The sequence below is a fragment of the Demequina sp. genome (assembly GCF_016278775.1).
In the GTDB taxonomy this organism is placed as follows: domain Bacteria; phylum Actinomycetota; class Actinomycetes; order Actinomycetales; family Demequinaceae; genus Demequina.
Genome location: NZ_JADQBF010000035.1, coordinates 1 through 13,749, shown reverse-complemented (window position 1 = coordinate 13,749; position 13,749 = coordinate 1). Strand labels below are relative to the sequence as shown.

11 protein-coding genes are annotated in these 13,749 nt (G+C 65.4%); 7 read left to right on the top strand and 4 right to left on the bottom strand.

Translation table 11 applies throughout. From position 1 onward, the window contains the following. Both QZZ33_RS05295 and clpX read left to right on the top strand, forming a co-directional pair. The coding region (locus QZZ33_RS05295) for an ATP-dependent Clp protease proteolytic subunit (protein ID WP_291378692.1) at positions 1-533 on the top strand (533 nt) is incomplete at its 5' end. Positions 534-604: 71 nt separating this feature from the next. Next, entirely contained in the window at positions 605-1,897 is a 1,293-nt protein-coding gene (gene clpX / locus QZZ33_RS05290; RefSeq protein ID WP_291378691.1) for an ATP-dependent Clp protease ATP-binding subunit ClpX, read from the top strand. Between the two features lie 27 nt (positions 1,898-1,924). Here clpX and valS read toward each other — a convergent pair whose 3' ends face one another. Continuing rightward, entirely contained in the window at positions 1,925-4,672 is a 2,748-nt protein-coding gene (gene valS, locus QZZ33_RS05285) for a valine--tRNA ligase (RefSeq protein WP_291378690.1), read from the bottom strand. Between the two features lie 97 nt (positions 4,673-4,769). Here valS and QZZ33_RS05280 point away from each other — a divergent pair, with 97 nt between their 5' ends. Next, positions 4,770-5,186: a carboxymuconolactone decarboxylase family protein gene (locus tag QZZ33_RS05280; RefSeq protein WP_291378689.1), complete on the top strand. Its 417-nt coding sequence runs from the start codon at positions 4,770-4,772 to the stop codon at positions 5,184-5,186. A 39-nt stretch (positions 5,187-5,225) separates the two neighbouring features. Here QZZ33_RS05280 and ybaL read toward each other — a convergent pair whose 3' ends face one another. After that, on the bottom strand, positions 5,226-6,851 hold the full coding sequence (gene ybaL, locus QZZ33_RS05275) for a YbaL family putative K(+) efflux transporter (RefSeq protein ID WP_291378688.1): 1,626 nt from the start codon (positions 6,849-6,851) through the stop codon (positions 5,226-5,228). Positions 6,852-7,038: 187 nt separating this feature from the next. On the opposite strand from ybaL, the gene QZZ33_RS05270 reads away from it, so the two are divergent. Both QZZ33_RS05270 and QZZ33_RS05265 read left to right on the top strand, forming a co-directional pair. Then, on the top strand, positions 7,039-8,499 hold the full coding sequence (locus QZZ33_RS05270; RefSeq protein ID WP_291378687.1) for an FAD-dependent oxidoreductase: 1,461 nt from the start codon (positions 7,039-7,041) through the stop codon (positions 8,497-8,499). An 11-nt stretch (positions 8,500-8,510) separates the two neighbouring features. Continuing rightward, complete coding sequence (locus QZZ33_RS05265; protein ID WP_291378686.1) at positions 8,511-8,654, top strand: hypothetical protein; 144 nt, start codon at positions 8,511-8,513, stop codon at positions 8,652-8,654. Positions 8,655-8,728: 74 nt separating this feature from the next. Here QZZ33_RS05265 and QZZ33_RS05260 read toward each other — a convergent pair whose 3' ends face one another. Both QZZ33_RS05260 and QZZ33_RS05255 read right to left on the bottom strand, forming a co-directional pair. Further along, positions 8,729-10,480: an alpha/beta-hydrolase family protein gene (locus QZZ33_RS05260; protein WP_291378685.1), complete on the bottom strand. Its 1,752-nt coding sequence runs from the start codon at positions 10,478-10,480 to the stop codon at positions 8,729-8,731. Positions 10,481-10,490: 10 nt separating this feature from the next. Continuing rightward, the gene (locus QZZ33_RS05255; RefSeq protein WP_291378684.1) at positions 10,491-11,840 is read right to left on the bottom strand and encodes an arginine deiminase; all 1,350 of its coding nucleotides are present in this window, start codon (positions 11,838-11,840) and stop codon (positions 10,491-10,493) included. A 460-nt stretch (positions 11,841-12,300) separates the two neighbouring features. On the opposite strand from QZZ33_RS05255, the gene QZZ33_RS05250 reads away from it, so the two are divergent. Both QZZ33_RS05250 and QZZ33_RS05245 read left to right on the top strand, forming a co-directional pair. Further along, positions 12,301-13,113, top strand: a complete 813-nt coding sequence (locus QZZ33_RS05250; RefSeq protein WP_291378683.1) for a hypothetical protein — start codon at positions 12,301-12,303, stop codon at positions 13,111-13,113. 96 nt (positions 13,114-13,209) lie between these two features. Then, the coding region (locus QZZ33_RS05245; RefSeq protein ID WP_291378682.1) for a LacI family DNA-binding transcriptional regulator at positions 13,210-13,749 on the top strand (540 nt) is incomplete at its 3' end.

The following is a 13,749-nucleotide window of genomic DNA, read 5'->3' as shown; positions in this document are numbered from 1 at the left end:
GCGTCCAGATCGACGACACGTCGGCCGACGACATCATGGCGCAGTTGCTGGTGCTCGAGTCTCAGGACCCAGAGCGCGACATCACCATCTACATCAACTCTCCAGGCGGGTCGCAGACCGCGCTCACGGCCATGTACGACACGATGCAGTACATCAAGCCGCAGATTCAGACGGTGTGCTTGGGCCAGGCGGCCTCCGCCGCCGCCGTGTTGCTCGCCGCCGGGGCACCGGGGAAGCGCCTCGCGCTGCCGAATGCGCGCGTGCTGATTCACCAGCCGCGTCTCGAGGGCGGATCGCGCGCACAGGCCTCCGACATTGAGATCTACGCGGAAGAGATTCTGCGGATGCGCGACTGGCTCGAAGAGACTCTTGCTCATCACACGGGCCAATCGGTCGAAAGGGTACGTGACGACATTGAACGCGACACGTTCCTGAGCGCTCAGCAGGCAAAGGACTACGGCTTGGTCGACCAGGTGCTGTTGTCCCGCAAGGGCGCGGCAGACTTGCCGCCAGCGACGCCGCCGAAGGCCTAACGGCGCGTCGGCGCGCGTCACGAACGGAGCGCGGATAGCCTGGATCGGACGCCCCAGGGAAGGAGCGCTGCATGACTCGGCCCACGGATAGTGGCGACCTGCTCAAGTGCACGTTTTGCGGTAAGACGCAGAAACAAGTGCGCAAGCTCATCGCTGGCGGAGCCGTGTACATCTGCGATGAGTGCGTCGGGCTGTGCAACGAGATCCTCGACGAGGAGTTCGCAGAGGCGGCGGAGGCTGAGCTCACAGAGCTCCCCAAGCCGCGCGAGATCTTCGACTTCTTGGGCGAGTACGTGGTGGGTCAAGAGCCCGCCAAGCGGGCGCTGTCGGTGGCGGTGTACAACCACTACAAGCGCGTGCGCGCAGGGGACACCACGGGCGAGGACGGCGTGGAGATCGCCAAGTCGAACGTGCTGTTCATCGGCCCCACAGGCACCGGAAAGACCTACCTGGCACAGACGCTCGCCAAGATGCTCAACGTGCCCTTCGCCATCGCCGACGCCACGGCGCTCACTGAGGCGGGCTACGTCGGCGAGGATGTCGAGAACATCCTCCTGAAACTGCTGCAGGCAGCCGACTACGACGTCGACAAGGCGCAGCGCGGCATCATCTACATCGACGAGATCGACAAGGTGTCCCGCAAGGCAGAGAACCCCTCGATTACCCGTGACGTGTCCGGCGAGGGGGTGCAGCAAGCGTTGCTGAAGATTCTTGAAGGCACCACCGCGGCCGTTCCCCCCCAGGGGGGGCGCAAGCATCCCCACCAAGAGTTCATCCAGATCGACACCACGGACGTGCTGTTCATCCTTGGTGGCGCGTTCGCTGGTCTCGAAGAGATCATCTCGGCGCGCGTGGGTCGCAAGGGAATCGGCTTCGGTTCCCAGCTCAAGGAGGCGGATAGCTCCGATCTGTTCTCTCAAGCCACCCCAGCGGACCTGCACAAGTTTGGGTTGATTCCAGAGTTCATAGGGCGCATGCCCGTGATTGCGACCGTGTCTCCGCTCGACGTGGACTCGATGGTGTCGATTCTCACGGAGCCACGCAACGCACTGGTGAAGCAGTATCAGCGGATGTTCGAGATCGACGGGATCGAGCTCGAGTTTGACGAGGGCGCGGTGCGCGCGATTGCGGAGCAGGCCCTGTCCAGAGGCGCTGGCGCGCGCGGATTGCGAGCCATTCTCGAAGAGGTGCTCCAAGACACGATGTTCGAGGTGCCTGGCCGTCCAGACGTGGCCAGGGTGTGTGTCACGCGCGACGTGGTGCTGGACCGCGTGAAGCCCGCGTTCCACCCGCGCGTGCGGGATGCGAGTGAAGCGAAGTCGCAGGCGGCTCTTGCGGCTCAGCCAGACGAGGGTGCCGCGTAGGTCGCGAGGGCCCCTGACCTGGTGCGCCTAGGCCCCCTCGAGCACCACGTTCTCAGTACGCACCACCGTCGCGTCGAGCAGCGCCGACACCGACCCGTCCTCTGGCCCCAAACCGTCAACGCTCGGGTCGATCGCCATGACGGCATCCACCACCTGCATCGACTTCACGCGACCGGCAGCCATGATGTCCGCCTTGGCGGCATTCACGGACTCCATCTGGCTTTCGGGCACCAACAGGTCGAGGGACACGATGGCGGTGCGCTGGGACACCTTGGCGTCTGACTTGATCTTGCGTAGTTGGCTCACGGCGGCACCCGCAGCTACGAGCACCAACGGGTTGGCGCCGCCAGCTGCGGCGCGCGTTCTGTCCGGCGTCGGCCATGGGGCGCGGTGAATCGACCCCTCGTTGAACCACGACCACACCTCCTCCGTGGCGAAGGGCAGGACGGGCGCGAACAGGCGCAGAAAGGCGTCGAGCGCGATTCCGAGGGCGGCGCGTGCTGAGGCTGCCTCAGGGGAGCACGGCGCGAAGGGATCGATGGGCTCCCCGAGCGCGGCGCCGTCGTAGGCGCGTTCCTTCACAAGCTCGACGTAGTCATCACAGAACGTCCAGAAATACTGCTCAGCAGTCTCGAGAGCGCGCGTGTGGTCGTACGCATCGAAGGCGAACGTCGCGGCCTCGATGACGGATGCGAGGCCCGCGAGTGTCGCCTTGTCGAGCGGCTCGGTGACGGCGGCAGACGTGACGTGCGCCGCGGCCTTCATGCCCGCCTCGAGCGAGTCGTCGGCCGCCGTCGTGATGCCGGTCGCTCCCAGCACGAACTTGGAGACGTTCAGCACCTTCATGGCGAGTCGTCGGCCGATCTTCATCTGGCCCTCGTCAAACGCGGCGTCGGTGCCCAGCCGCGCCGAGGCGGCCCAGTACCGCACCGCGTCAGAGCCGTGCGTCTCCAGCAGGCCCATCGGCGTGACCACATTGCCCTTCGACTTCGACATCTTCTTGCGATCGGGGTCGAGGATCCAACCGGAAATCGCAGCATGCTTCCACGGCAACACGCCATGTTCGAGGTGAGAGCGCACCACGGAAGAGAACAGCCAGGTGCGGATGATGTCTTGGCCCTGCGGGCGTAGGTCCATGGGGAACGTCTTCGCGAAGAGTTCGGGGTCTTCTCGCCACCCGCACACGATCTGCGGCGTCAATGACGACGTCGCCCACGTGTCCATGATGTCCTTCTCGCCGATGAAGCCGCCGGGGATGCCACGCTGGCTCTCGTCGAATCCCGGTGCCGCGTCGGAGGCGGGGTCGACGGGCAGGGAAGCCTCGTCGGGCACGATGGGGGTTTCCCACTCGGGGTTTCCGTCGGAGTCGAGGCGGTACCAGACAGGAATCGGCACCCCGAAGAAGCGTTGGCGAGAAATCAGCCAGTCGCCCGTGAGGCCGTTGACCCAGTTCTCATAGCGCTTGCCCATGTGCGCCGGCACAAAGTCGAGCGCCTCTCCGCGTGCCACGAGCTCGGCGCGCAGGTTGGCGTCCCTGCCGCCGTTCGCGATGTACCACTGCCGTGACGTGACAATCTCGAGCGGCTTGTCGCCCTTCTCGTAGAACTTCACGGGGTGCGTGATGGTCTTAGGTTCGCCATCGATCACGCCGGCCTCGCCCAAAAGTTCGACGATGCGTTGCTGGGCGGAGAACACGGTCTTGCCCGCGAGTTCGGCGTAGGCGGCGATACCCTCAGCGGACTCGATGGCGTCCGGCGCGTCGGCAAGGATGCGTCCGTCCCACCCGAGCACGGGGCGGGTCGGCAGGCTCAGTTCACGCCACCAGATCACGTCGGTGACGTCGCCGAACGTACAAATCATCGCGATGCCAGAGCCCTTGTCTGGCGAGGCGAGGCGGTGCGGGACGATCGGCACCTCGACACCGAAGATCGGCGTCCGCACGTGCTTGCCGAACAGCGGCTTGTACCGCTCATCGTCTGGATGCGCCACGAGAGCCACGCACGCTGGCAGCAACTCAGGGCGAGTGGTTTCGATGTAAATGGACTCGTAGGAGCCGGTCGCCTCTTCGAGGTCAGCGGCTGGCTCGAACGCGACGCGGTGGTAGGCACCCTGGCGATCGCGGTCCTCAAGCTCTGCCTGCGCGACGGCGGTGCGGAACGTGACGTCCCACAGCGTCGGCGCTTCTGACTGATACGCCTCGCCGCGGGCGAGCGAGCGCAGGAAGGCCTGTTGGGCGACGGCCTGCGAGGCAGGCTCGATCGTTTGGTACGTGCGCGACCAGTCGACAGACAGGCCAAGGTGGCGCCACAGCGCCTCGAATTGCTTCTCATCCTCCGCCGTGAGTTGCTCACACAACTCCACGAAGTTGCGGCGCGAGACCGGCACCTGATCCGCAGCCTTGATGGACTTGCCTTCGCCCCCGGCATAGGGCGGCTCGAAGCCCTCTTCGTAAGGCAGGTGGGGGTCGCAGCGGACGCCGTAGTAGTTCTGGACGCGGCGCTCGGTCGGCAGGCCGTTGTCGTCCCAGCCCATGGGATAGAACACCTCGCGGCCACACATCCGCTGATACCGCGCGATCACGTCGGTGTGGGTGTACGAGAAGACGTGGCCCACGTGAAGCGAGCCGGACACGGTGGGCGGGGGAGTGTCGATCGAGTAGATCTCGTCCCGCTTCTTCGACCGGTCAAAGCGGTAAACCCCTGCGGCCTCCCACGCGTCGTTCCAGCGGTCTTCGAGACCGTCCACCGTGGCTTTGTCAGGGATGCGAGAAGTCATGGAGATCATTCTTTCAGACGGGGACGATGCCGAGGGACTCTCCGCGTGAGCCCGTGAAGCGCAACCGCTTTGCACCGGTTTGTTACTCTTCGTTTCCATGAGCCAGGCAAAGGTGCATGCCGACTTCTTGAGGTCGTTGGAGGAGTTGGACGCGACGGTAGGCCGCGAGTTGCCAGAGAAGCTGCGGGAAATGGTGCGGCTGCGGTGTTCTCACATCAACGGGTGCTCGTACAGCGTGCGACTCCATTCGGACGGACTCGCGGCGCGTGGCGCGCGGGTGGATCTGATCAGCGCCTTGGCGCGCCCGGTCAAGTTGATGCGCGAGGACCTCGTATCCCACGCGGAGGCCGCGGCGCTGCGCTTTGCGGAGATCCTGACCGACTACCCACGCGGTCTCGAGTTGGAGGCCAGAGATCATGCGGCGAAGTACTTCACACCCAGGCAATTGGGTTCGATCGTGGAGGTTGTCGCGGTGGTCAACGCGTGGAACAGGGTGACGCGCGGTTCCGAGTAGATCGCCGACGCCGGTAGCCGTCCCCGCCGACAAGGGCCGCTACGGCGTTCTTGGCAAGCTCGACGTGATCATGAGGTCCGCCACCTCGTGCACACCGATGACCACTCGATCTGCGCCTTGGGCCTCAAGGTACTCGACGTCGGTTTCGCGATGACCACGGGCCATGATCGTTGCGTCCGGTGCGACCTTCCGCGCCCGCGAGGCCACGGCCCCTGCGTTGAGTGGGTCGGGGATGGCGATCAGAACGGAACGTGCGTCGGCTCCTCCCGCCGCGCGTAGCACCTTCGCTCGGGCGGCGTTTCCCAGCACGGCCTCATGCCCCAGCGCCCTGATTTCGTCGACTCTGCCCTCGTCGTCGTCGATCACCACCACGTCAACATGGTGTGCCCACAGCCCTGCCGCGACGCGCGCGCCAACGCGGCCGAAACCCACGACAAGAACGTGTCCGGTGGCCTCCGACATGACGGTTGCCGCCGCGTGGTCCCCCGATTCATCGTTGGCCCGATACGAGCGCGACGCCCAGGAAAACAGCAAGGGGTTGACGGCGATCGAGACGATTGCGCCAGCGAGGACGAGGGACTGGGCCGATGGGGAGAGCAACTCAAGGTCGGCCCCCAGTGTGACCAGAATGAAGGAAAACTCCCCGATCTGCGCGAGCGAGGCCGCGACGGCGAGTGACATGGATCGCGAATACTTCAATGCGCGCATCAGCACGTAGGCGATGGCGAGCTTCCCGACGACAATGACGACGACGGTGGCGGCAAGCGCGAGGGGCTGGTCCAGCACCACGCGCGGGTCCACGAGCATGCCGACTGCGAGGAAGAAGATCACTGCGAAGGCGTCCCGCAAGGGCAGCGAGTCTGCCGCCGCCCGGTGAGCGAGATTGGACTCGCGCAGCACCATGCCAGCGAAGAAGGCTCCGAGGGCGAAGGACACATCGAACAGGGAAGCGGCTCCGACCGCGACGCCCAGGCCGAGGGCCAGCACGCCAAGGGTGAACAGTTCGCGAGAGCCGGTGTCTGCCACCCTGGCGAGGCCCCACGGGATCACACGCCTTCCGACAACGATCATGAGCGTGGCGAACACGGCGACCTTGACCACGGTGATCGCGAGGTTGACGCTCACCTCGCCGACTGACACATCGTCCACCGCGAGGACCGGCACCACGACCAACGCGACGACCATCGCGAGGTCTTCGACGATCAGCCAGCCGACAGCGATGTGCCCTGCCCGCGTGTCGAGCATTTGGCGTTGTTCGAGAGCCTTGAGCATCACCACGGTCGACGCAACCGAGAGGGCGAGCCCAAAGAGCAGGGAGCCTGACAGGCCCCATCCGAGCACGAGGCCGAGACCCGTGCCGAGAGCGGTCGCTACAGACATCTGCACCAGGGCGCCAGGCAACGCGATGCGACGTACGTCGAGGAGCTCGCGGAGCGAGAAGTGAAGCCCCACCCCGAACATCAGCAGGATGACGCCGATCTCTGAGAGCTGGTTGGCGAGATCGACATCGCCGACGAAGCCGGGGGTATACGGGCCAATCAGGAGGCCGGCGACGAGATACCCGATGATGGGCGACAGGCGCATGCGTTGACCGAGATAGCCGAGCAGGAATGCGGCAACAAGCCCCACTGCGATCGTGGAGAGCAGCGGAGAGTGATGCAACATGGCATCACTGTATCTGGTGAGTAGCAGCCGAGACCGGCGAGCAGGTCGGGCACCCGGGACCCGCACCTAGGACCTGGGCCGGGACCTTTTCGGGGACCTATAGCCCGGGGTCCCAGATGCCCCCCTGGGTATAGGCTGATGAGCGGTGCACCCCTGCACCCTCGATCAGCGAAGAAGGTGATCTGCCATGGCACGCGTCGTGGTTCTCGGGGCCGGTGTCTCAGGACACACAGCAGCCCTGTACCTCAAGAAGCGGCTGGGCAAGGCTCACGAGGTCGTCGTCGTTTCCCCCAACTCCCAGTACAACTGGATTCCCTCCAACATCTGGGTGGGCGTGGGAAAGATGAAGACGGATGATGTGGTCTTCCCGCTCGCCCCCATCTATGCAAAGAAGGGCATTGAGTTCGTCCAGGCCAAAGCCATGGCCCTGTGGCCGGAGGGCGACGCCGACGACGATCAGCCTGCCGTGGAGGTCGAGCACACCTCGTCGGACAAGGCGGGACAGACGGAGAAGATCCGGTACGACTACGTCATCAACGCGACCGGCCCCAAACTCAACTTTGGCGCTACCCCTGGGCTCGGACCGGATGGCGGCCACACCGTCTCCGTGTGCACGCCGAGCCACGCCACGGAGGCAAACGTCAAACTCGATGAGGTGATCAGCGCTGCTAGGTCTGGCAAGACCCAGCGCGTCGTGATCGGCGTGGGCCACGGAACCTGCACGTGCGAAGGCGCCGCCTTCGAGTACACGTTCAACGTGGAGCACGAGCTGCGCGCAGCGGGAGTGCGCGACAAGGTTGAACTCACGTACCTCACCAACGAGAACGAGTTGGGCGACTTTGGCGTGGGGGGCATGCAGTTCGAGCAGAACGGCTTCCGTACCACGAGCCAACTGTGGACAGAGTCGCTCTACCGCGAGCGTGGAGTGAAGGCGATTTCCGGTGCAGCCGTGACGAGTGTCGACGACGGCGTCATCCACTACGACCAACTCGACGGCTCGCACAACGACCTTGAGTTCGACTTCGCGATGCTGCTGCCCCCGTTCAAGGGCGTGGACTGGAAGGCCTACAACAAGGCCGGCGATGACATCACGGACACCGTGTTCGCGCCGTCAGGCTTCATGAAGGTCGACGCTGACTACAGCAAGAAGTCGTACGACGACTGGAGCGCCAAGGACTGGCCGCGCACCTACCAGAACCCCACCTACAGGAACTGCTTTGCCGTCGGCATCGCCTTCGCGCCCCCGCACCAGATCTCCAAGCCGCGGGCGACGCCAGACGGTCTGGCCGTCGCGCCGAGCCCGCCGCGCACGGGCATGCCGTCCGGCACGATGGGCAAGGTGGTCGCCTTCTCGGTGGCTGACATGATCCTCAAGGGTGCAACCGGGCCGACCCACTCGGCCTCGATGGCCGAGATGGCTGCGGCCTGCGTGGCATCGGCTGGCACGGGGATGCGCACAGGAACTGCTGCCGCCATGACCATGAGCCCCGTGGTACCGGACTGGGAGAAGTACCCAGAGACGGGACGCAACCTCAAGGAGACGTTCGGCGAGATAGGCCTGGCCGGTCACTGGGTCAAGCGACTGCTCCACACCCTGTTCATCTACAAGGCCAAGGTCAAGCCCGGCTGGACCTGGATCCCGGAGTAAGGAGGCGCATCATGGACGACACCAACGAGCGCATTGCAACGGCGCCCCTGCCCACGCCAGGCGAATTGCGCAGGCGCCGCAACCCGTTCATCCAGTTCTTCCGCTTCATGCGGATCAACTGGACGATGTGGAGGCTTGCGCGCAAGCACTACTGATACGCGAGCGGTCGAGGCACGGGCACTCGCCTGCACCTGGCGCCGTGGACCCCGGCGAGTTGTGCGCCAGGTGCTCAGTTGTCGATGCTGTCGAGCCAGTCCCGACGAGCATCGTCACGCGCCTCCAAGACGCGCACCAGGTGCGCCGTGTCTGCGGAGGTCCACCCCTCCGCATCGATCACGTGTGCCCACGTGGTGGCGTTCGCCGACACCGAGTACAGGTGGCCAAATCCGCGCGGAACGGAGCCCGCGCTCGGGGCGTCGAGCAAGGTCTGCCACATGGTGACGAAGGGGAACCAATCCGTTTCTGGTGAGACGTCTGGGGCTCGATCGCTTCCCGCGAGCCAGTCCGGTTCTCGCCAGGCAATGCTCGGTTCGAAAAACCCGATGGGGTCAGATCCATGCTGGAGGTAGGCGACGCGCGTTGGCCCCCACGGGCCGGCTGGCTGGTCAAGCGAGTCTTCGTTCCCCGTGAACCGCACAGTGCGGCCGCCCTCTACCAACGGGAGCCACGGCGTGGAGCCGCCCTCACGCCCCTGAATCAGGTCAGCTCGCAACGGGTTGACGAAGGTGGGACCGACCATGACGGCACCGTCGATGGGTTCGTTGATGATGTTGGCGGAGGTCAGGACTGACTCGACCCCGTAGGACCCGAGCGACAGGCCATAGAGGAATAGCCGCGGTCGATGGTCCTCAGGCAGAGTGCTCCAGTACTCGTGAACCGTGCTGAACATCACGAGCGACGTGTCCTTGGTGATCGCTTGGTCAGCGAGCAGCGAGATCCAGCTCGGCAGATAGGAGTATTGCGCGCCAGCGATGGCCACGTCACCGTTGAAGATGAAGTCGAAGGGGTCGACCCCGAGCGGGTCGATGAACCCGGTGCCCGTTGTCGTGGTCAGCAGGAGCGCCTCGCGGTCGAACGCTCCCGTGCGAATCAGCTCCTCGAGGAGTAGATCGGCGCGGTCCTCAAGCGTCTCGGCCGATCTCAGGCCGACGTACACCCTGATCGGCTGGACGGCGCCCCCGCCGCTGTAGGCGTTGATCTCCTCGACGGTGGGCACATAGGAGATGAAGGCTCGCCCCTCTCTGCCGAGAGTGTCCCACGCGACGAGCGACTGAGGGCTGCCGGACAACAGCGGAGACGACGGCTGGGTGACACCCGGCTTGTTGCCGTTGTCTCGCGTGGAGAACAGGGCGTTGGACGCGGAGAAGAAGCCCTGCACCAAGAGCCCGGAGAAGACGAGCCACAGCAGCACGACCAAGCCGGCTGACGACAGCGTGATCGCGAGGCGTCGCGGCAGCCACCTGTCGAGCCGGTTTCCCATGGTGCGGAACAGCAGCCTGAGGCTCCGCGCGATCACCAGGACGATCGCGGCGACCACCACCGTGATGCCGACCACGATGGGCCAGGCGTCGGGGCTTAAGGGGTCCATGCCCATCAGGTCGCGGATAGTGTTCTGCCAGCCCACCCAGTTCCAGATGGCGAGACCGGTGTTGAGCGCGATGACGGCAAGCACGATGGCCGCGACCATCCATTGCCACTTGCCACGCAGGTTCGGCACACCCAAGTAGTTCCAGATCGCGTGCCCACCTGCACCGAGGCCGTAGCCGACCACGAGGGAGACTCCCGTGGCGAGACCCTGGACAAAGGCATCGCGCGGGAGCAGTGACGGCGCGAGGGAGAACGACGTGAAGATGGCGCCAACGGCGGCGCCTGGCCCAGAGAAGGTCGGCTCGAAGACGCGCGGGGGACGACGCCTGGTGGGGGGCCGCAGCGTCAGCGAGCGGGAGCGGGCCCGGGGGGCAGTAGCGGGTCTGGGTGCCATGCGCGGCGTCTCACACAGGGTCGCGGCGCAGCGGTTGCGTCATGCAGTGGGCGCCGCCGCGGCCGCGGCCCAACTCCGCTCCCACAATCTCCAACACCTCGATGCCCGCAGAGCGCAGCTTCGCGTTGGCGTGGGTGTTGCGGTCGTACGCGACCACCACCCCAGGTTCTAGGGCGAGGACGTTGTTGCCGGAGTCCCACTGCTGGCGCTCGGACGCATATCTGTCGCCGCCCGTCTCGATGATGCGCAGCGCGTCCAGTCCCATGGCGTCCGCCACGACGTCAACGAAGGGACGGTGCTCGTGGGTGACGTCCAGGACGATCGGGGCGTCGGCGGGACGTAGCGAGTACGTCTCGATGTCGTCGACGATGCCGGGAAAGACTGTGGCAACGTCCCTGTCAGCCAAGGTGAACACCGTGTCGAGGTGCATGGCAGTCCGCAGCTTGGGCAGCTTCGCGACGATGACATGCTCCGCGGCGCCTGCGGCGAAGAGCTCAAACGCGATCTGGGTGATGGCCTGGCGCGACGATCGCTCTGACATGCCGATCAGGACGGTGCCGTGGCCGATGGGCATCACGTCTCCGCCCTCGAGGGTCGCCAAGCCGTGGTCCAACTCCGGGTCTCCCCACCAGAACTGGACGGGGTCCGCGTTGGTATCCGGCTCGTCGTCCGGCAACAGGATGCCGTCGATCGCCGAGCCGAAGCCCGGGAGAAACTCCGCCTTGGGGTCGGCCGCGTTGAAGGCGGGGTGGAACGAGTAGACCGCCTTCATGATGAGCGTCTCTGCGTGGCGCGCTGGCCAGAACAGGGGATTCAGCGTCACGCCTTGGTAAATCCACGAGGTGGTGTCGCGGGTATAGAGCGTGTTCGGCAAGGGAGGCATGAGGTAGTCACGCATGCCGGATTCTTCTCGCACCAGTTGAAGGGTGGGAGGGGCGAAGTCGCGTGGAAGGTCGGTGAGGGACAGGCCGCCAAGAATGTACCGAGCAAGCACCCCCGATTCGAGTTCGTTGAGGAACGCTCGCAGGTCGGTGGCAAGTCCCAAGCCGACCTCGTCCGTGGTGAGTTTTCGGTCCAACAGCCATGCGCGTGCCGCGGGAATCGCCATGGTCTCTGTCAGCAACCGGTGCAACTCAAGCACCTCGATGTCGCGCTCTTCCAACAACGTCACAAACGCTTGGTGATCCCGCCGCGCGTTGTCGACCCACATGACGTCGTCGAACAACAGATCGTGACAGTTGGACGGCGTGAGGCGGTTGTGGGCGAGCCCTGGCGAGCACACGAGCACGGACCGCAACTGGCCTACCTCACTGTGGACGCCATAGCCCGGGTGGACGCGGGCGGGGGCCGATGCCTCCATGGCGGCTCTCCTCACCTGGCCGATCTCTCGGGATCGACGGTATCACCGCCGGTAGCGACCTTGACCGGCTCTCAGGCAACGGCCCGCGCGTTGCGCGGTGGTCAGTGAGTGAAGACGCGACCAAAGAGCGACGACGTGGAGCCCTGAGCGGAGCCCGACACGTGGCCCTGGCAACGTTGAGCCTGGGGGACTCCTGCGAGCGCCTGCTCAACGTGGTTGCCGCAGCCAGTCCAGGTGGCCTTGCCGCAGTTGGGACAGGTGGCGGGAGAACACATAGTGAAGCCTTTCTGAAGACGGATTTTCGAAGAGACTAACATACCCCTAGGGGTATAACAAACGCTCGCCCAGGACGCTGCTCAACGGGGGCCACGCGGAGTGTGACATTTCTCACAGTGAGCCCTGCGTCACAATTCCCGTCGCGGTCCGTCTCACCTTGTAGCGAAACGGAGTTGGAGACACCATGTGGGAACGGACAGACAAGTCGTCGCGGCCAGCGCGCGAGTTCGCGCAACTGCACGGACTTGACTATTCGGAGTCCGCTTCTCCCGAAGCGGCTCGCACCCTCGATGGGCTGCCCTTCACCGGAGCGCCGCTACGCCACCGCGTCAGCGGCCAATGGCGCGGACGCTCCGTTCAGCGCTTCGAGGCGGGTCACTACGACGTCGAGCTGATGACCATGCGTGGACCTCTGCCCGCGCTTCAGGTCATCCCATCGGGCCTCGATCTTGGGGCACTGGCGATCGACGGCCGGGCCACCACCACCGGTGACCCGGCCTTCGATCGTCGCTGGTCAGTGACGACCGCCAATGAGGAGTTTGCCGCCGCGCTGTTGACGCCAGCTGTGCGCGAGGCGCTCATGCATCCTGCCGCCGAAGGCAGGGCCGTGACCTTCCGTGGTGACCAGGTCTCCACCTGGGCGCTCGGCGACGGATCGTGGGATGCCGCTCGAGTGCGGCTCGATTTCCTCGCCGTGCTGGCGGGGCGCATCGACCCTGCGGTCTGGCAGCAGTACGGCGTGACCACCCCGGCGCCGCTCACGGATGGTGCCGCGTGGGTGCCAGGGCCAGAAGAGCCGGAGGGTCCGCAATGGGCCGTCGCGCCGATGCCGCAAGCAGCGAGTTCCGAAGCCGACGACGACACTCTTTCTGACACGGGCGAGTTTGAGGTCGCCCTGCTCAACGCAGAACTCGAAGGCACCACCTTCATCCCCGAGCCTGTTTCCAAGCACGACGACTTTCAGGCTTCGTGGCTGGTCGCACCCATCGTCCGTTAGGAAGTCCCACCGCCCAGCCCGGTTCCCGCCATGGGGCAGTGACGACTACGCTTCGAAGGGCGTCGGCGAAGTCCCGGCACAATGAGCGAGGTGAGGATGAGCGAGCGACGACCCGTGACGTTGGCGGATGTCGCTAAGGCGGCCGGAGTGGCCAAATCGACCGCGTCCTACGCATTCTCCGACCCCAACCGGCTTTCACCAGCGACTACCCAGCGGGTACTCGACGCCGCGAAGACACTCGGGTACTCCGGACCGTCGGCGCTCGGCCGCGCGCTGGCGTCGGGACGCACAAGCGTGGTCGCCGTCGTGACCCGCGCGCTCCTGGAGTCGCCCGACACGGACCCCTTCGCGCTCCGTGTAGTCGATGGAATCTCTCGTGAACTCGCCTCGCGCGGCTACGGGGTGTTGTTGTTGCCCCCGATCACGGACGATGCGACTCGCAGGCTTCACGCGGGCGCGATCTACGACGCTGCGATCACGGTGAGGCGCATCGACGGCATTGAAGAGACGGACGCCATGCTCGCCCGGCGCGGCGTCACCTGGGTGCGACTCGACGGCACGCCAGATGAGGAGAGGGCCGTCACCATCGATGCCGTCACGCCTTCCGCGCAATTGCTGCGCGCGCTGGTGGATTGG